The 20,475-nt window shown below is 36.7% G+C and carries 12 protein-coding genes; 6 read left to right on the top strand and 6 right to left on the bottom strand.

Features of this window, described 5'->3' with window-relative positions:
* Window positions 1–12 precede the first annotated feature (12 nt).
* Both ydeE and P3L40_RS11335 read right to left on the bottom strand, forming a co-directional pair.
* A complete protein-coding gene (gene ydeE, locus P3L40_RS11340; protein WP_136134950.1) occupies window positions 13–1,203 on the bottom strand; it encodes an efflux MFS transporter YdeE in 1,191 nt (396 codons plus the stop codon).
* A 303-nt stretch (window positions 1,204–1,506) separates the two neighbouring features.
* On the bottom strand, window positions 1,507–2,664 hold the full coding sequence (locus P3L40_RS11335; RefSeq protein ID WP_136134949.1) for an iron-containing alcohol dehydrogenase: 1,158 nt from the start codon (window positions 2,662–2,664) through the stop codon (window positions 1,507–1,509).
* A gap of 250 nt (window positions 2,665–2,914) precedes the next feature.
* On the opposite strand from P3L40_RS11335, the gene P3L40_RS11330 reads away from it, so the two are divergent.
* The 3 genes from P3L40_RS11330 to P3L40_RS11320 all read left to right on the top strand — a co-directional run bounded on the left by P3L40_RS11330 (window position 2,915) and on the right by P3L40_RS11320 (window position 11,310).
* A complete protein-coding gene (locus tag P3L40_RS11330) occupies window positions 2,915–4,696 on the top strand; it encodes a C80 family cysteine peptidase (protein ID WP_210852504.1) in 1,782 nt (593 codons plus the stop codon).
* Between the two features lie 87 nt (window positions 4,697–4,783).
* Window positions 4,784–10,234 carry a calcium-binding protein gene (locus P3L40_RS11325; RefSeq protein ID WP_210852506.1) on the top strand — a complete coding sequence of 1,817 codons (5,451 nt, stop codon included), beginning with the start codon at window positions 4,784–4,786 and terminating at the stop codon, window positions 10,232–10,234.
* A gap of 191 nt (window positions 10,235–10,425) precedes the next feature.
* A complete protein-coding gene (locus tag P3L40_RS11320; RefSeq protein ID WP_140172155.1) occupies window positions 10,426–11,310 on the top strand; it encodes a DUF362 domain-containing protein in 885 nt (294 codons plus the stop codon).
* A 40-nt stretch (window positions 11,311–11,350) separates the two neighbouring features.
* Here P3L40_RS11320 and P3L40_RS11315 read toward each other — a convergent pair whose 3' ends face one another.
* Window positions 11,351–12,232 carry an alpha/beta fold hydrolase gene (locus P3L40_RS11315; protein WP_136135373.1) on the bottom strand — a complete coding sequence of 294 codons (882 nt, stop codon included), beginning with the start codon at window positions 12,230–12,232 and terminating at the stop codon, window positions 11,351–11,353.
* Between the two features lie 242 nt (window positions 12,233–12,474).
* Here P3L40_RS11315 and P3L40_RS11310 point away from each other — a divergent pair, with 242 nt between their 5' ends.
* Window positions 12,475–13,011, top strand: coding sequence for a metallophosphoesterase family protein (locus tag P3L40_RS11310; RefSeq protein WP_136135374.1), 537 nt, complete (start codon window positions 12,475–12,477; stop codon window positions 13,009–13,011).
* On the opposite strand, the gene P3L40_RS11305 is transcribed toward P3L40_RS11310, so the two are convergent.
* From P3L40_RS11305 to P3L40_RS11295, 3 genes are all read right to left on the bottom strand, one after another.
* The gene (locus P3L40_RS11305) at window positions 13,008–13,637 is read right to left on the bottom strand and encodes a transcriptional regulator (protein WP_036957733.1); all 630 of its coding nucleotides are present in this window, start codon (window positions 13,635–13,637) and stop codon (window positions 13,008–13,010) included. The genes P3L40_RS11310 and P3L40_RS11305 overlap by 4 nt on opposite strands.
* A gap of 139 nt (window positions 13,638–13,776) precedes the next feature.
* Window positions 13,777–14,742 carry a threo-3-hydroxy-L-aspartate ammonia-lyase gene (locus P3L40_RS11300; protein WP_180311957.1) on the bottom strand — a complete coding sequence of 322 codons (966 nt, stop codon included), beginning with the start codon at window positions 14,740–14,742 and terminating at the stop codon, window positions 13,777–13,779.
* Window positions 14,743–14,769: 27 nt separating this feature from the next.
* Window positions 14,770–15,159 carry a RidA family protein gene (locus P3L40_RS11295; RefSeq protein WP_210852508.1) on the bottom strand — a complete coding sequence of 130 codons (390 nt, stop codon included), beginning with the start codon at window positions 15,157–15,159 and terminating at the stop codon, window positions 14,770–14,772.
* 361 nt (window positions 15,160–15,520) lie between these two features.
* On the opposite strand from P3L40_RS11295, the gene P3L40_RS11290 reads away from it, so the two are divergent.
* Window positions 15,521–19,255, top strand: a complete 3,735-nt coding sequence (locus tag P3L40_RS11290; protein ID WP_210852510.1) for a DUF4132 domain-containing protein — start codon at window positions 15,521–15,523, stop codon at window positions 19,253–19,255.
* 24 nt (window positions 19,256–19,279) lie between these two features.
* Window positions 19,280–20,389 (top strand): ATP-binding protein, encoded by a 1,110-nt coding sequence (locus P3L40_RS11285; RefSeq protein WP_112307106.1) that lies wholly within the window; start codon window positions 19,280–19,282, stop codon window positions 20,387–20,389.
* The last annotated feature ends 86 nt before the right edge of the window (window positions 20,390–20,475 follow it).

Raw genomic sequence — 20,475 nt, 5'->3', positions numbered from 1 at the left:
GGAGAAAAAATGCTATTGGGTAACTAATAATTGTTTTTTTCTTAGACGCATTCCATTTAGCATGGATAGCCAGGCTAAAAATGTAATAAACATAAGAATAATGAAAATAAAATAGGGGGGAAGTTCAGTTAATACAACTCCTGTTAACATCGGATTAAATGCACCGCCAAGTAGCCCTAAAGATTGAGCCGAAAAATAACTGGCCTTCATTCCGTCTGGGGCAATACTATCAATTAACATGTATTCGCCAGGGGCGTAGATTAACTCACCTAAAGTGAAAATAAAGGCGCCAAGAGCCCATAGGTATAAGTTTTCATGGGCATACATAAAGGTTGCCAACCCTAAAATAAAAAATAGACTACCTAATGTCATCAATTTTCTTAAGTTATCTGGAGTGATACGTTTGCCGACTGTATATTGTAACGTCACTACGACAATAGCATTTACGGGCAAAATAACACCGATAACTACTTGGGCAAAATCACTGTTAGCAACGGTGATGGCATATTGGGATATCCAAGTGGTAAAAGTTCCAAAAACTAATGAACCTAAGAAAGTTGATAAAATAAACCATGCCAGCACTTGGTCTCGTAGCATAGAGACAGGGTTCCATTTGCGGGTCTGGTCTTCTTCTAATGGTATCGGTTTTATGCTCTGTACAAACCGTTGTATAAAAAAGATTGGAAAAGCGGCTGAAATTGCAGCTAAATAGAATGGTAAGTTAATACTATACATTAATAACCAGGTGCCAATGGGAGGACCAACAGTCCAGCCTATATTAATGAAGGTATAATTTAAGGAAAATATTTTTGCTTTTAATGCAACCGTAAGGGTATCTGCAAAATAGGCTTTTAGTACCGTTGAGAACACGGAATAAGAGCAATTTATTAACGAAAAGAAAATAATGACTAAAATAGCATTATTAACGATAGGTATCGCAATAAACCCACAAATAAAGGCGATAACTGCGAATAGCATACAGCGTTTTTTATCAACGCGGTCTGCTAACATACCAAAGCCCATACTAAATAAAACACCAACCACCATAGCCATTGACATTGCAACACCGACAATATCAATAGCCATTTTATATTCACGGGTTAGGTAAATAGCCATGAAGGGCAATGTTGCACCACGCCCAATCGTTAAGAGCAGAGACGATGCAAGTAATGCACTGTTTGATATATTAAATCTAGATAACATGGCTCACAACCTAACTTATTAATTGTTGTTATATATTTGTTTCGGACTATCTGTAAGCTATAAAATACCTAAATTTACAGTGGTGAGATATGGTGATTAATGCTCAAAATTGAAAACAATATTTTGCTGATGCTAATGTGCCATTATCAATTAAAAATCTGGCAATATGAAATACAATCTAGCCAATTAAACGTTATATGCTGTTATAATAACCGATAAATTTAAATGAGTTATAAGGAAAAGGACTTTGGGTGATAAAAAAGAAAAAGGTGCAAGTATGCACCTTTTCGAGAGAGGTGGAGATTATAAAGCGGCCGTATAAACTCGACGACTAATATCTAAGCTAATATCTTGGTGCTCACCTAATTTCACCATATTATGTGCAGCTAAACTATTAACTAATGGTTCAATAACCTCTTGGGTCAGTTGGTAGTCACTAAAACGAGTACCTACTTGCATTTTTTCAAAGAACTCTCGAGTTAACTCAATGGCATTTAATGCTTTCTCTTGGTCAGAACCTGACGTAATTCCCCAAACTCGTTCTGCATATTGCACTAATTTGGCCTGTTTTTGGGCTAATTTTTCCGTCAGCATGGATGGTAGAACAATAGCGAGTGTTTGTGCATGATCCAAACCATACAGCACAGTGATTTCATGGCCTAACATGTGAGTAGACCAGTCTTGTGGTACCCCAACACCAATTAAACCATTTAAAGCCAAGGTGGCTGTCCACATTAAATTGGCTCTAATATCATAATCTTTTGGAGTCTCAAGCGCTTTAGGTCCAATCTCTATTAATGTTTTCAATAAGCCTTCTGCGAATGCATCTTGTACGTAAGCATTCACTGGGTAAGTCAAATATTGTTCAATAACATGAACGAAAGCGTCAACAACACCATTACTTATTTGGCGAGTCGGTAAAGTATAGGTTTTTACTGGGTCAAGAATAGAGAATTGAGGAAATACATGGTCACTCATAAAAGCAAGTTTAGAATGCAGTTCTTCACGAGTAATTACAGAACCCTTGTTCATTTCGGAACCAGTAGCAGGTAATGTTAACACTGTACCGAAGGGCAGCGCCGTTTTTATAGTAGTGCCTCTATTTGTGACCACCTCCCATTTATCGCCTGGGTAATTTACCGCTGCCGCGATAAATTTAACACCATCAATGACGGACCCACCACCAACCGCCAGCAAGAAATCGAAACCTTCTTTTTCAATTTTATCAACAGCTTTTATCAATGTTTCATAACGAGGATTGGCCTCAATTCCACCAAAATGATCGAATGCTCGAGATCCTAAAGCTTGCTCAACTTCATTTAAGGTTCCTGTTTTTCTTGCACTTTCACCGCCAAATAAAATAAGAACCTTAGCATTTTTAGGGACAACTCGGTCAAGTTCACTGATTTTACCTTCACCAAACATGATACGAGTGGGGTTATAAAATTCGAAATTGTTCATATATGGCCTTCGTAGAAAGTAGAAATGAATCCAAATAATTACATGCATATAATATAATTACAAGTAAACATAATATAATCTTAAAATGATTGTGTATCATATCGATTTGATGGTTTATATTTTAATAGGGAAATTATCTTGAGCGTTGTTAATTGTAGTTAATCTTAATTATTTTTTTATATATTTTACTGATGTGGCAATCTTGTTAAGTTGAAGGTGGGCTTTAATTTGACATGGAAAGAAAATTCAGATGATAAATGTAAATGTTAAGAAAACTAATGATAAAATAATTAATAAAGATGATGATTTGATATTTTTAACGGAACACATAGATGGTAGGCCATTAGTAGGGGAGCAGTCCTCCGAACTTAAAAATATATCTAACTGGTTTAATCCTATAGATGAATTCACAAGGCTTAAAATTACTCATCATTCAATAAGTAAGCCAACAAGTGACTCTACATATGATTATCATGTTTTGATCCAAATAGGGGGGGACGATGCTGCAGCTAAATCAACGGGGAGATTATTAGCGAAATTCCCTAATAATTCGCTTGTTATACAGTTCGATATTGAGAATGAACAGTGGAAAGTAGTACATGGTGATTTACAGGCAAAAGTTAACGGGAAAATACGTTGGGCGGTTGTTGGCCATGGTAAATATAATGGACGTAATCAACCAAGTCTCTTTGAAGGGTACCAAGCTTACCAACTTATTGCAGGGTTGAAGTACCTCAAAAGTCATGTGCTGAAAGCATACCCACCCAATAAAATTGTTTTGGCTGGTTGCCAATTAGGCCGTGGGGGGCTAAATGAAAATTTCGTGTTTAGGGCAAGTGTCGAATTAGCTAAACAAGGAATATACCTTCCTGTAGTGGGATATAATCGATCTATCGGTGTCTCGAATGACAGTAAAAAAATAACTTGGCCATATGATTTAGCAGGGGAAAAACAGTCTACTAAAAATTGGCGGTTAGAAATTAATATTAACCAAACTAACCAGCAAGGCTATATTAATGACAAGCATGCCAGTTTATATTTTATCGATGAGTTAAGAAGTGGTGAGTTGGAAGTTTGGCAATTAATAAAAGATGACCATTCTACTGCTATGGATATTTTTAGGGATCCAGATAATGAGTATAAAATTGACGTTGATTTGATTAAAAAAGTGGCTTTTAATCATGATGCATACGCTATTTTTAAACAGAAGTTAAATGCGAAAGATACTCAATTTAATAGTGATTTTAGAAGTGAACTAATTCGTGAATATGAAAATGTTGGAATATTAGAAACACCATTATGGTTAATGATTAATAAAGTCGATATAAATGCTAATCCACAAAAAAACAATGATACTGTAAAAATTATTATTCGTTCAGGAAGAGGTGTTGTCGGTAAAAAATATGCAGAAGATCTAATTAAGGACTCCCCTGATAGTGCATTATTATTTCAATTAAACCCGAATACAATGGAATTTTTTTCAGAGTATGGTGACCCAGAAAGTTTACTAAAGGCATCTAAACAACAGTGGATATTAATAGATAATATTCATTCTGAAGCTGGTTTTATACAAAATTATGCTAACTCACTAAATGTATTAAAAACAAGATATGACCTTAAAATACCAGAAAATATTCTGCTACATTTAACCGATAAAAAGGCACTGTTAACTAAAGATGAAAAGTTGATTTTTAGTGAGGAATTAACAAGTAAGCTTAAAATAAATAGAATATATACTGAATTTTTTTTAGGTGATAATTTTGAATTAAGAAATAAAATAAGGTCATTACTTGAAAATATTAGTATAGGTAATTTATTCGTAGACCACATTGACATTGATAGACATTCTTATTTGAAAGGGTATTTTTCATTACAAGATGGAGGCATCGATAAGAAAAAATTAAATATCGCAGCATATGATCCCATTATTAGTAAAAAAATTAATACAATTTGTGATGCTGAGAATGAAAATAATTTTTCTCAGATGTGGGATTTAATATTTATTGATGATGACACCACTGGGGTTAAGTAGCAAGCTATTGAAGTAAAAGAGATTTTAGGGTTTTTAAGCCAGCAGCCTGAAAAACTAAACTACCTAAGTCAGCTGTCTATAAACCGTTTGAATGCGTTATTCCCTAGTGGAAAAGGCTTTAATCATGCAGAAGTTTTAAAACTAGTCCAAGATCCAATAAAATTAAGAGAATATAATCAATATATTGATGATTTATTAATGCTCTATATAGATATTGAGCCCTCATCTGGAAACGACAATTCATTAAAAAAAGAATTTGGATTAATTTTAGATTTACATGAAAAAATAAAATTTAATTATGCAGCATTATCTCAGCTATCATATAAAGAGGGATTCGATGTTGCAGTAAATAAATTGCCAGTTGAAATGCATTCATTTGAGAATATCTACCTTTTACACTTTTTGCAGTATAGCAATTTAACTGACGAACAAAGTTTGCAACTTAAGGAAAAACTTGAAGTTCTAACCAAGCTAACACGGAAAAAAGAATTAAGTAATATTACCAGTAAAGAGCAGGAAGTGCTCAATAAATTTGATGAAATATATCAATCGAATTTTGATTTATTAGGGGCTGTTTCTAATGAAATAGACGAACAATCTCACAAATTATTATTTGAAAATATAGAAAATAACCAGAACATCACTTTTCAAAGTGATAAGGAAACATATACAATTACAAGTTATTCACGTAATGATAAGTATTTTTTAACTTTATCTGATACTACTGGTGTCGAGCTTGTTATTGGTCACTCAGAATTTAGTCAGGCAAAAAAACACTTATCTAGTGTTTTTAATGAATATATTAACCAAGAAATGACGCAAGAAGATGGCAAAATATCAACCAGAGGAAATATTGCGGGATTTAAGCACAAAGTAGGCGAAGCCCTGTTTGGTGAAGTGCAAATCATAAATACAAAGAGTGAAGCATACCAAAGTATGCAGCAAAGCATAATCAGTGAGCTAGATACCTTTTTCAAGTCATCAGGAATCTCAGTGACTGATGACTCAGAAATTATTTTTTACGAGCAGGTAACATCATTAAAAAAACTTAGAGATATTGGGGCTACAATAAATAGCGAACCATTAGATTTTAAACATACTCAGCTTCCAAACTGGGAGGATAATGTTAAATTTAATCCTGATAAATTAGCATTTCAGTTAACCTTTTTAACTGAAAATGAAAAAGACATTAATTTAATTAAAATGATTAATAAGAGTTTACAAGATGACCATATAACAAGACGAATTGATGTTAATTCAATGATCCAACCAAGAGCCGTACTACAAGAACAGCTCCAAATTATTCAGAAATCACAACTCGATAATCCAGTTGGTGTGGATAAGACTATAGAAGATTTACGACGCATCGGTATTAAATTACCAACTTATGCAAAAATAGCTAATTATTTTGGACAAGGAATTGGTTCTACAGGGATATTTCTAACAATCAACTCTGTTTACCAGTTAATAGATGAATTAGATAATCCTAATCTATTAGAAAAAGAAAGACGAGAAATACAGAAAAACCTTGATCTAGCCTGCGCAAATGCATTCTTTAATTATGGGGATATGGTCTTACAACCTATTCTACTTAAGCTCGCTTATAAACAAGCTGGATCGTTTAATGTATCATCAAAAATTACAGCTCGTATTACAATTATATTTAATTTAATTGGAATGGGGTTAGATATTTATCAAGCTTGTGAAGCATTTGAACAACTAGACAGGGTTACAAATGATAAAGAGCGCCAAGACTTAATTGTGAATGGTTCTTTGTCAATTGCTAACATTATTGTGGGTGGTGTAACCATGATCGGTATAATCATTGGTTCATCGGCAATACCTGTCGTTGGTTTAATTGTTGCGGGTTCCTTATTAATTGGAGGGATGGTATATACAGGTATTCGCGCAGTAGAAAAAATTGAAGAGGAACTCGGTGAATCTCTAGGCTGGGATGAAAAAGCCAGAGAAGGTATTCGTGCTGCACTTGGTTTTCCTCCATCAGACAATATATTAAATCGATTTAGTTATAAACAGCATTTAGCATACTTCAAAAATATAAATTGGCAGCAAGACTTAGATACGTTCAAGTCGTCATTTTTATATCAAGGTTTTGATGAACACTTACAATTGGTTGGTAAACCGATCCTTGTTGAACATATCAAACATTATATTTATTATAGAAATAACTCAAAAATAATTAGTAGTGCAGAGTTTGCTGATGTGGATAACCGTGGACCTCTTAGTCATATTGATAGTGATGAAATAGGGCCTTACTATACCATCGAGCAAATTAATTTTATTCGGGAAAATTATCATTATGACTCTCAAGATAATCGTTGGGTAAAAAGCTTTCAAACACAGAGGGTCAATGAACTGAATTTTAATTATCGTTTTAGACTAGTGAATAAAACGGCTCCTATCGCTTATAAAAATATTGGCGAGGAGGTTGCCAATGACATTATTGTACTTAATCCTGAGTATGATAGCTTATTACTAAAACAATTTTTACATAAAAACGAACTAACTACTTTTTATAACATAAAGAAAAAACAGTCGGTTGCTACACAACTAAGTTCATTATCAGCATCAGAGCTACGGCTATTCCAGGCCAGAAATAATTATACCAATACGATTCACCCTGATATAAATAATGATATCAGAGTGAATAGACTAGGGAGTGAATTTTTAAACCAGCCTATTGATATTGCAAGAGAATTATTAAGTGAGAAGCCTAGGGTTATTTATGAAGGCATGCAAAATATAGGTTACCGATATGAAAATGAAGCAAAGCAAAAAAACATTAGTTTTAACCCTGGGAATGGAACAGATATTATTGTTGGAAAAAAAGATTCAAGAAATTTATTTAACATCAATGCAGGGAGTAAATTTCTCGTTGGAGGAGAAAAAGATGATATTACAAATTTATCATTATTATTCGAATATGATGTTAAAGAAAATAACGAAATTTATTTTGATGGCAATGGGGGGAATAATAGTATAATCATTAAAGACATTCCATCCAACAGTAAAATAGATATCGATTTGAACAAGGGAACATCAGAAGTGGCCTTCATTAATCATAAAGTTAAGAAGGTTCATTTGCGTAATGTTAATGATGTGATGCTAATTGGACATAGCACGTCGACAGCAGAATTATTAGGTAATAAAGAATCTAACACATTAGATGCAGGAGCAATGATTGCATTTATTCAAGGTATGGAGGGGGATGATCAATTAATATTTGAATCAGGGATAGTCAATGGTGGAGAAGGTAATGATAGTTATTTTCTACGTCGTGTTGATTGGCACAATAATCAAGATAAATTAAATGATAATTTATTAGAATTATCAGCTGTAATTATTGAAAACACACAAGGCCAAAGCCGAGTAAATTTAGGGTATATGTTAAGCGAAATAAAGGATGCCAGTATTTCTGGTAATGATCTCATATTAACTATTGAAATGAAATCGGCAGAGCCAGAGACGAAAGTTTTAACACTGACTGTTACTTTAAAAAACATGTATAAAACAGATAGTAACGGTAGGGGAATGTTTCATAGGTATCAATTATATACAAAGGACGGATTTGTATTAAATACTAAGCTAAACAATTTGGATTCAAGTGCTTCACACATTATAAGTGAAAATATTTTCAATATTACTTATCAGGGTGGCGCTAGCTCTACAATGAGTATTGATGAGAGTGAAAAAACAATTTCAGTTGATAATAAAATATATGGCCAAACTTTATGGGGAGATTTTAAATTTCATGGGTTAGCGAGCAAGTTAGAATATAAAGGAGAGAGTAATGATGACCACCTTTTAATGGTCAGTAGAAACAGTCATATCATGGTTACTAAAGGAAGAGATGTTTATCAAGTTAACCCAGATCAGATTTTTCAAGGTAAAATCATTTTTGACTTTTCAAATATTAAATCAGAAATGGAAAATGAGTTTGATATGACCATTTTATTACCTTATGAGAATGGATTTGATATCAAGGCACTGGGAACATCAATATTTTTATATGATAAATTCAGTAATGAAAAAATTGAAATTAGCTTCATTAATTTATCATATCCAATAAGTAAAGAAATTTACATTAAAGACGGTCATGGAAATTTATTTAGGATAAAAATGGGGCAGGATTCTCATAACATTGAACCAATTGAATGTTTGGAATTACCCTCAGAAAATGATGATTACATAAAAATTCCTAAGGGATATAATTTTCGTTATCCTATTCTAGATGCAAACAATGGTGATGACCTAATTGAAGACAACAGCATGATAGGAAATATCATAAATTCAGGGGAAGGTAATGATATTATTATTACAAATGGAGGAGGGAATGTTTTGTATGGAGGTAGCGGTGATGATTATGTATATGGAGGTGAAAATAGTGATTTAATTCTATCCGACTTGGGTAATGACAAACTTGATGGGCAAGGAGGGGATGACCATTATTTAATCGATGGAAGTAAAGAGGTAGGTAATACAGAAATATTAGACCAAATTGGATTTAATAGCATTCATTTATTTAACTTTAAAGCACAGTATGCAGTCATAGACGAACGGGAAGAAACTTATCATCTTTATACATCGCAATCTAATTTACGCACAGTTAAGGTAAAAATGCCCCAAAATAATAAAAATAGCAATAATCAAGTTTATCATCATCAGCGGTTACCCTCCCATATGCCAGCCCATATTCATAATGATGGAATGGCACATTTAGTTCGCTACCTTGCTGAACAGCGTCAATATAAAAAAGAATTAACGCCAGAACAGATTTGGCATCCTATGGATGAGTTTAAAAATTTTTCTAACGAATTAAGCTTTTCATCAATTCTTGATACAAAGATAAAAAATATACATATTAGTGAAAATACGCCATTTAGGCGCTTGTTTATTCGAACAAAAGGACCAGAACAAAAAGTTTGGGATAGAAGTGGGGTCGGGCGGGTATTTAAAGCGCAAGCGGTAACTGGAGCCATTTCAATTCCAGATGGTATTTACGGACATAATGTTCTTTATGCATCAACAAGTGATACCAATTTATATGGTGGTGAAGGGAATGATGTCTTCATCTCTAATGGTTCAAATGGGCTGTTAACAGACGCTAGCGGAAAAAATAGTTTTATTATCAATGGCGAAATTGTAGGCTGGAATTCGTTGTATAGCCTTGGCGGTGAAAACACGATTTACCTCATTAATTTTAATAAGGACGTTATTCGAGAAGAACCTGACCACCGAAGTAATGCAACTCGATATATTTATACTTCAGAGCAGGGACGTAGTGTAAAAATATTTCAGTATCCGAATACGATAGCTCCCACTGTAGTTCATGTTCGGTCTTTAGAGGGGCAAAATGAGCATTCCACCCAACAAAAATTGAATCATTTAGTGGAGACGTTAGCGGCACTACGCCTACAAGACGAAGAAAAATGTATTGGTATTCAGGATATTGAACATTTGCAGAAGAATTGGGAGCCTGCCAACCTTGTTGATAATTATATGAAAAAAGCGAGTTAGATAGGAGGCGTAAACCACAAGGCTCCAAAATACAGAGAGTTTTGTGGTTTTTAAGTAATTATTTAGCCCAAATCATCTTTATCTACAGAGTGTTGTACTAAAATAGTGTAAAAATTAATGCTAGAATTTAACTATTAAATATAACAATTTTTAAATAAGTTATTTTTGTTGTAACGGGAGAGTGTAGAGCAATGAGACGTTTTATTAGTTTAGAGCTGCCTCCTGAACCCATAATTAACGGTCAGTGCGTAAGAAAACGCCTGAAAAATAGCATCTGTGATAATTGTGCCACCAGCTGTCCTGTGGGTGCGGTATCGTTTAGCCATATGGATGCAGAAATTAATAATGAATTATGTTTTCAATGTGGTAATTGTTTATTTGCTTGCCCTGTCGATGCCATCGAAAATATCAAACCCCATGAACGTAGTTATCAAGGGGAATTTTTGATAGTAAACCATGATGAGCCGATTGCTAATGCGGACGAACTGATTGTTTGGCACCGGCAATATGGCATTCGTGGTATGCAAATCGCTGAACCCTGGGTTGATAAATGGTTGCCAACGATTGCGGCATTAAATTTAAAACTCAAAACATTACAAGAACCTATTTGGCAATTACGTATTGTTCAGCCTGAACAAGTCGATAGCGGTCGTCGGATGATGCTATTTCGTCAAAAATTGGATTCAAAGCCGTTAGATAAGGGGCAGGTGAAAACAGGATTAAATGCAAGAAAACAATTTTACCCTGAAGATAGCTGGTTTAAGGTCGAACTAGACACGGAAAAATGCATTCTTTGTGGCGCTTGTGCCAAGATGTGTGATGAGCATGCGATAGAAATTGAAAATAACCAATTTTTGATAGATGAAAAACGTTGTACTGGTTGTATGAGTTGCCAAGTCGTTTGTTTTCCTAAATCTATTCATGTACAAAGCTATACAGCTAAAAATAACGTGCCGAAAATCTTCCATTATTATGATGCGCAGTGTCATACCTGCCATTTACCTTTTTCTTCTTGGGAAGAAAATACCCATATTTGTCCAATTTGTGCACAGCATAAGAAACAAGGTTGGTTATAAGGATGACTAAGGCTCATTTTTAGAGCCTTAGTATGTTAATTTATTGATTTAAGTGATTAATTATCAATTTAGCGATTAGTGGATTAATCATTGGTGGCGTTTCATGGCCCATACCGTCAATAATCTCCAATTTTGCATTAGGAATATTGTCAGCAATGTCTTTTCCTGCAGCTAAAGGAAAGAGCGGATCAATTGAACCGTGAATAACCAATGCAGGGACGTTGATTTGCTGAATATAAGGACGCAGATCTCCGGTGACGGCAACAGCAACAATTTGGCGTTTTGTTCCTTCCGGTGAATGATTGCGTGTGAGTGACTGCAGTATATATTCACGATAATAATTTTCATCAAATGGGCCAAACGTTGAGCTGATCCGGCGATAAAACGCAAGCTGTCCTGATAAATACCCTTCTAAATCTTCTTTTGGGTTAGCACTTGGGCTCATCAGCATTTGCATAACATCGGGAGCGCTTTGTGGCAGTGCTGGGTTCCCTGTTGATGACATGATCGCGCAAAGAGAGAGTGTACGCTCAGGAAACTTTGCAGCCACTATTTGTGCTATCATTCCGCCCATGGAACGGCCGATAACGTGGGCTTTATCAATAGATAATGTATCCAAGAGGTGGATAATATCCTCAGCCATATCGAATAAAGTATAAGGAATAGGGAAAGGTTCACCTTTTTGCATTTTTTCAATCAATACCCCTAAATCAATAGGTGGGAACTCATTGATATGATGAGATAAACCCGCATCTCGATTATCTATACGTAACAGGTAAAAACCGGCATCTGCAATTTCCTGACAAAAATCGCTGGTCCAGCTAATGTTATGGCCACCTAAGCCAGGGATCAGAACAATAGTGGGGTTATCTGGTGTACCAAATGAATCGTAAAAAAGTGGAACTAAATTGGTTTTGGTCATTTTTCTTCCGGAATCGTTATTAATGAATAGTGCTATTTATATGCCGTAGTTTCGTTGTAATTGCGAGCCATAAAAATTGGCAATGATTACCTATGATATAATTGAAATATACCATGGCAATGCAATATAAGTCTGTTTTTCAGTCAATTCTGTAAAGCAATTAAAAATCATTGAGATATGATAGCTAGCAAGCAAATCGTTTGCTTGAGTAGAATAATTATTAATATATTTTTAGGTTTTATATGATTTACTTTATTTCAGATACCCATTTTTGCCATTCGAACATTATTAACCTATGTGATCGCCCGTTTAAAAGCACCAGTCACATGAATGATACATTAATTCATAACTGGAATGCGTATGTTACTGATCATGATGAGATTTACATACTAGGTGATTTTTTATACAAGGGTGGTGGTGCGGATGCCAATAAAATATTACGCCGTTTAGCGGGGAAAAAATATTTGATCCGCGGCAATCATGATAAATTTTTAGACGACCCTGAATTCGACCAATCGTTGTTTGAATGGGTTAAAAGCTATTATGAGTTGGAATATCAAAAACAGAAATTAGTGTTATTCCATTATCCAATATTAGAATGGCAAGGCTTCTTCCGTGATGCGATTCATTTATATGGACATGTTCATAATTCAGGTAAAGACCCTGAGCAGTTTAAGCGTTTAGCGGTATTAGGGCCCCGAGCCATTAATGTCGGCGTAGATGTGAATGATTTTTTCCCTATCAGTATTAAACAGATATTAAGAAAGGCAAATAGTTAACTTTCTTTTTTGGCATACAAATAAACTGAAGCCCTTGATATCCCTAAGTGCTGTGCCACCGTTTCCATGGATTTTTTTACATCTAACAGGCCTTCATTGCGTAGCACTTCAATTAAGTTTTTTCTTTCGTCCGCTTTCAATGTGCGTGGGGTTGCTGCTAAGGCTGCTGCATATTGGTCAATACGTATGCGAATCGCTTCGGTCCCATTAGGCTCAATATGCTCTTTTATTGGGCTATTTCCCACATCAATAAATTGCGATAACATACTTTGCATACTTCTAAATAACGTCATATCCAGATTTAAGCACAATGCTGCGATATATTTCCCTGACTCATCTTTAATACCAATCGAAGTACTTTTTACTGGGCGCCCATCGGAAAATTGGTTGGTATAATTGGCTATGATGTTCGGAAAATCTGCAGATTCAATTCTTGCATGGCCGAGTTCGGTAGTCGGCTCACCAACTTGGCGACCAGATAAGTTATTATGAATCGACAGGATTGAGTGCTCTGGATTTTTAAGGTCGTGTACAACAACCTCACAAAAAGGGGCGAATGTTTCACTAAGACCTTTTGCAATAATTTCAACTTGAGCCAGTAATGAATTATTTTTTTGATCTGACATGCAATTTCCCTTCATCTATCAAGCGTTAATCCCTAATTTTAACCTATTTTTCGTATTGCTAATAGATGAAGGGTGGTGATCATTATGAAACTAATTCTTTATAAAACTAGTTAAATTCTTTATAAAACTAGTTAACTACTTATGAAACTAATTGTGCAAAGTGCTGAATATCAACATTTCCACCGCTGACAATGATCCCCACGCGCTTACCTTGGAACTGTTCTTTGTGGGCAAGGGCAGCAGCATAGGACAAGCAACCTGTCGGCTCAACGATAATTTTCATGCGCTCTGCATAAAATTTCATGCGGTCAATTAGCTGTTCATCGGTTACAGTGAAAATATCATCAACCTTATTTTTGATAACTGCAAAAGTGTAGTTACCTAGATGTTGGGTTTGGGCACCGTCTGCGATAGTTTTTGGCGTGTCTATATGTACAATTTCCCCTCGACGAAATGATTGTTGTGCATCATTGCCTGCTAAAGGTTCAACCCCATAAATTAGGCAATTAGGCGATAATTGTCTGGTTGCAATGGCACACCCTGAGAGTAAGCCTCCTCCACCTAAGCAAACGAATAGGGCATCTAATTCACCTACTTCTTCAATCAATTCTTTGGCTGCTGTGCCTTGGCCAGCTATGATATCAGGGTGATCATACGGTGGAATAATGGTTAACCCCTGTTGGGCTGCGAGTTGCTGGCAAAGTACTTCTCTATCTTCTTTATAACGATCAAAACGGATAACGGTGGCCCCGTAACCTTGCGTAGCTGCTACTTTCACGGCAGGTGCATCATTGGGCATCAGAATGGTGGCCGGAATGTGTAGAAGTTGCGCCGCTAAAGCAATACCTTGCGCATGGTTACCAGAAGAAAATGCAATAACGCCTGCTTTTTTCTGCTCGGGACTCAACAAACTCAACGCATTAAAGGCTCCACGAAATTTAAAAGCCCCCATACGCTGGAAGTTTTCGCATTTAAAAAACAGTTCGGCCCCAAATTCTTTATTTGCGGTGGTTGAGGTAAGAACAGGGGTTTTATGCGCAAAACCCGCAATGCGTCGTGCAGCTGCTTCCACATCTTGAAAAGTCGGTAATATTAATTCTGACATGATATAACCCCAATGAATAATAAGTAATTAAGCAGACACAGCAACGGCTTCAATTTCTAAGGCTGCACCAAAATGCAGTTCAGCAACACCTGCGACAGCACGAGCTGGGCGATGGTCACCCATCCAACTAGCATAAATTTGGTTGAATAATGGCCAGTTTTTCATGTCTGCGATATAAACTCGGACTTGAACCAACTGTGCTTTACTACAGTTAACGGCATCTAAACATGCTTGTAAATTATCAAGCACAAGCGAGGCTTGCTTTTGGAATGACACGTCAATCACCGCATTCCCGAGCTCATCAACCGGTAATTGTCCTGAGATAAAAACCAAACCGTTTGCAGTAACACAGTGTGAATAATGCCCTTTGGGGGCAATGAGTGTCGGTGCATTCACACACTCAATCCGTTGACTCATATTTACCTCATTATGCATAAAATACCCTGATTGGATTTTTAGTCTAATATTAGATTATGTGTTTAGTCAATGCTTTTCTTCGCGAAATAAATTTGATGTAAATAACAACAAACTGTTATCAGAATTGCCATCAACATAATAAAAAGAAAAATAGAGATATAAGACAGTTAATTAAATTATTTACTGGGTAAAAGTTAATTATCAAGAGTAAATCTACTGCGATATTCCTATAGGCAGAATTTAAATTGGCAAGGCAGATTGAGCGATATATCTTAATTAAAAATGATTAAGAATAATCAAATTGTGACGATATCATTAAAATGATAAGAAGTTGTTATATAAATACTTTTAGGGATATCACATGGCGAAGTTCACATTTAATCTTCTTTCAATTTTTGGGAAAAAAGAATCACCTGTTGCAGAACAATATTTACAAGAAGCGCTTTTGCCTTTGTCAGTATTAGATGAAGCATTGCCTAAAACTGTTTTAGAGTATGTGCTAGATGGAAAATCGCCAGAAGTATTGGTTCAACTAAGCCAATTGGATAACGAAAAAGCGGTTATTTTACTCGATAAACCTGGCACCGTAGATTGGTGGTGGGGGGGAAATAACTTTAACTCGAGCCAATATAATAAATTAATTCGCCAAGGGGCAAACGCAAGGCATAAATTATATTCAAAAGTGGGTGATGGCATTACTGCATCACAGATAGCCCGTTTTGCTAAAGTGTTAGCGGCGGCATGCCAAGATATCAATATCAAAGTATTAACACCTGAATTACCGTCATGGGTGAGTTATTTAATGGGCGATGCTTTTGCAAAAACCTATGATAATTCGCGAGATACTAAGTTAGAACATCGAAAACATTGGCATTTTGACCTATTAGCGCAAATCATCGCACAAGAGACAGATAAACCAGCTAACACTATTTTATATATTATTTTCGACCGCCATCATTTATCCGATTATCATTATGATAACTTAAATCGGCTATTTTCCATTCCAGGTTTCAAAGCGTATTTAATCGCAGAGCAAGCATTTATTAAGCATACGTTAGCCAATCATTTATCCGCTGCTGGGCAAATTCAATTAATCAACACTTTGAAGAAAGATGTTGAGCTTTATACGCTTTTCGCAGATATATTAGTTGCTTTTGCTACTAGTTCTTTAAAAACAGTACGTGCGGCTGCGGAACCGACAATGGCAATTTTACCTGCGCAATCGGTCACACAACATTTAACAAAAATTCTAACAGAGGGAACACCAAAACAGCGTACCCAAGCCGCGGATTTATTTGCCCGTATAGGGGAACACCGTGAGATATTAGAAGCTGCACTAACAACTGAAACCAATAAAACGGTACTTAAAAGTATTGAAAGTGCGATTTCGAGATTCTCAGTCATGGATACTGCCAGCCAAGTTGAAGAGACTGAGTTACCTGAACTCGTTGAATTAGAAGATACACCACTGCCTGAAAGTGCAAAAGAAATTTTAGTTAATAATTTCAATGAAATGCTGCAAAAAGCAAAAGAAAATGCAGAAAATGAAATTGAAGAAAATAAGAAACAGAAGCACAGTTACAATTGGGCGCAACGCCATTACAAAGAATTCCAAAAGCTCAATGCGCAAGCTTGTTGCAAAGTGATTGATAAACTGAATTCAGGTAAAGAAATTATTACTGATCATGAATATAGCGTGGTGAAATTTAAAGAACGTATTACTAACTTACCTGAGTTTACGTTATTCCATGCATTACGTCTGATTAGCCATAACCGAACAAATGAAGAGCATTTATCCCATTATCATCTTACTCGGGAAGTTCCACCAAGAATTCTTGGGCAAATAGAATTGCGCCAATTAGAAAAAACGTTAATACAATGTCATTTTAAAAACGCAACACGGTTGATTGCAGACCTTTGCTTACGCTCATATGCCAATGGGTTAGCCATCTTTAACCAGCCAGCACAAGTTTGGCCGTTTTTCATTCAAAATCCAGATTTTATTGCAGAAGCATTGGGTTTAATCCCTCAACAAGAAACTCAGCGCTATTACCAAGAATATGATGCGGCGAGTGGAATTGATGTGCTTGCAATGTTGCCGACCATTCCTGCGCGATTTATTCCACGTATTATGGAGTTGGCCCTAGGGGAAAATAAAACCCATCGTCTGAGTGCGCAGAAACTACTAGAGACATTACCGAATATTCATCTTAATGCGGCAGAAGGGTTAGACTCAGGCAAACAAGAAATTCGTGTCACTGCCATTGAATGGCTGGCACGCTTGAATAATCCAGATTCATTAAAACCACTCTACGCCTTATTAAAGAAAGAAAAACGGGAAGTTGTGCGGGCGGCCTTATTAACCGCTTTGGAACAATTTGGGGAAGATATTTCTGGTTACCTTGCACCTAAAGTGTTATTAGCTGAAGCGCAAAAAGGGCTAAAAGCGAAAGCGCCTGCCAGCATGGCATGGTTTAACCTAGATTCTTTGCCGGCATTAACTTGGCAAAATAATAAACCCGTAGAAGCAGATATTATTCGCTGGTGGGTGATCCTAGCGGTTAAATTAAAAATGCCAGCAGGGAATGGGCTGCTACAACGTTATATTGGTTTGCTTTCGGTGGAGAGCCAAAAGAAACTAGGCAGTTTTATTTTAAATAGCTTTATCGGCCAAGATATTGCTGGGCCGTCATTAGAAATGGCAATGGCGGAAGCAGAACGTGATGCGCCAAAACGCTTAGCTAATTATCAAGATTGGGTGAAACGCTGGCCTGAATATTATAGTCAGTATGAAAACTATACTTTAGAACAGACATTTAATGAGATAAAAAATGAAGTTCTGCGCCGTTATTTAGGTTCCGCTATTAGTGATAAAGGAATGTTAGCCCTGATCTGTGGTATTGAAGGGCACCTTGCCGTGACCACATTGCGTAACTATATGCGTGATCACTACCAGCGCCGTGCACAAATTGAAGCCATGATTGATGCGGTTGCAACGAGTAATGACCCACTGATTATCCAACTATTATTGTCTCTTTCTCGTCGTTATCGTACCGCGTCAGTTCAGGAAAAAGCACGCGGGCTTGTTGCTCAAATTGCTGAACGTAATGGTTGGAGCGCAGATGAACTTGCAGATAGAACGATACCGACAGCCGGAATGGATGAAACAGGTATCTTGGCACTTGAATATGGTGACCGTACGTTTACTGCGAGACTGGATACTCAGCAAAAACTCGTCTTGTTTAATCCTGAAGGTAAAGAAATCAAAACATTACCTGCTGCACGCAAAACAGACAATGAAGAATTAGCTAAAGAATCTAAAAAACTATTTACTGCGAGTAAAAAAGAGCTCAAGCAAGTGATTGAACTACAAACTGCACGTTTGTACGAAGCGATGTGCTCAGAGCGCCTTTGGACAACAGCAGATTGGCAGGAATATATTCAAGCGCACCCAGTGATGCGTGGACTTATCGAAAAATTAGTTTGGATAGAAACGAAAGACAGCAACATTCTAAATGTATTTCGTCCATCAGACGATGGCAGTTTATTAAATTTAGATGACGATGAAATCACGTTATCCACTGATTCTTATGTCAAATTAGCCCATGCGGCATTGGTCAGTGAAGATGAACGGAAAGCGTGGATAGCGCATTTTAAAGATTACAAAGTGAAATTTTTATTTTCGCAGATGGAACATAAAATTCCTGAACTGGATCTGAAATTAACCGAAATTGAAGACCGTAAAGGCTGGTTAACCGACACCTATACCTTGCGTGGCGTCTTGACGAAAATGGGTTACCAACGTGGGCAAGCGGAAGATGGTGGAAGCTTTACCCATTATGCAAAACATTTCGCTAGTTTAGGTTTTTATGTCTATATCGAGTTTAGTGGTAGCTATGTGCCAGAGGAAAATATCCCAGCCGTCTTATTTTCACTAAGCTTTGAAAAATCACAACAAAGCTCATGGAACCGCAGCTATATCGAGTTAAAAGATATCCCGCCTATTTTATTAGCTGAAAGCTATGCGGATTATTTAAAAGTTGCGGATGCGTGTGCAGGTTTTGACCCTGAGTGGGAAAAGAAAACACCTTGGTAAGCGGGTTTAACGTAGGATTTTGGAATGACTAAAAATAAAACAACACAAGGGAATGTTCTGCGTGAAAGCGCAGAAATTCGTTTTGCCGATGAATTGGCACGTTTAACCGAAGCGGATAAACAAAACCCGAAACCACAAGGGTGGCTGCGTTCACCTCGTGCCGTTAGGCAATTTATTTTAGGTGATGAATCACTCAATATTTCTGCAAAGTTTTTCGGTGATGATGCTTTGGTTGACCGTGCAATTGTGACGTTATTAGGTAAGCAAGGACTAATGCTAGTAGGGGAACCCGGGACGGCAAAATCCATGTTATCTGAATTATTAGCTGCTGCAATTAGTGGTGATTCAGGTTTAACCATTCAAGGAACCGCGGGCACAACAGAAGATCACATTAAGTACTCATGGAATTATGCATTGCTATTGGCGGAAGGCCCGACGGAAAAGGCTCTGGTGAGTTCGCCGTTATACCAAGGTATGCAAGAAGGTAAAATTGTGCGTTTTGAAGAGATCACACGCTGCCCCCCTGAAATACAAGATGTGCTGGTGAGCTTGATGTCAGAAAAGCAAATGATGATCCCTGAAATGAAAGACAATGCACGGATCAGCGCGAAACAAGGCTTTAATTTAATTGGTACAGCAAACTTGCGTGATCGCGGTGTTCATGAGATGTCATCAGCACTAAAACGCCGATTTAATTTTGAAACCGTGCGGCCAATCCAAGACCCTGCATTTGAAATTGAACTGATTAATAAGCAATTAGCCACAGAGTTAGCTGACCTGAACGGCCAAGTGACGATCCCAAGCAACGTGATCGAACTGTTGGTTACGACATTTCAAGAATTGCGCTCAGGAAATACTAAAGATGGGGGCAATATTAAAACGCCAGACGCGGTTATGTCGACAGCCGAGGCCGTTAATATTGCTTATGCATGTGCGCTTGAAGCTCATTACTTAGGCGATGGTACGCTCAATGCAGGAGCAGTTGCACGGCAGCTCATCGGTGTGGTTTTAAAAGATAACCCTGATGATATTAAACGGATGCGTTATTACATTGATAATGTCGCGAGAGAAAGGGCAAAACATAGCCAAGACTGGAAAGCTTTTTTTGATGCATCGAGGGCATTTTGGCAATAAGTTTCCATAGCAAGGGTAGAGCCGCTATGGTTCTACCCACTTATTGTCACGATGATTAAATCAGCAAAGGCCATTCAAGGCGAATA

It is taken from the genome of Providencia sp. PROV040 (assembly GCF_032706145.1).
GTDB lineage: Bacteria > Pseudomonadota > Gammaproteobacteria > Enterobacterales > Enterobacteriaceae > Providencia > Providencia hangzhouensis.
This window is presented reverse-complemented; position numbering and strand designations above follow the sequence as displayed.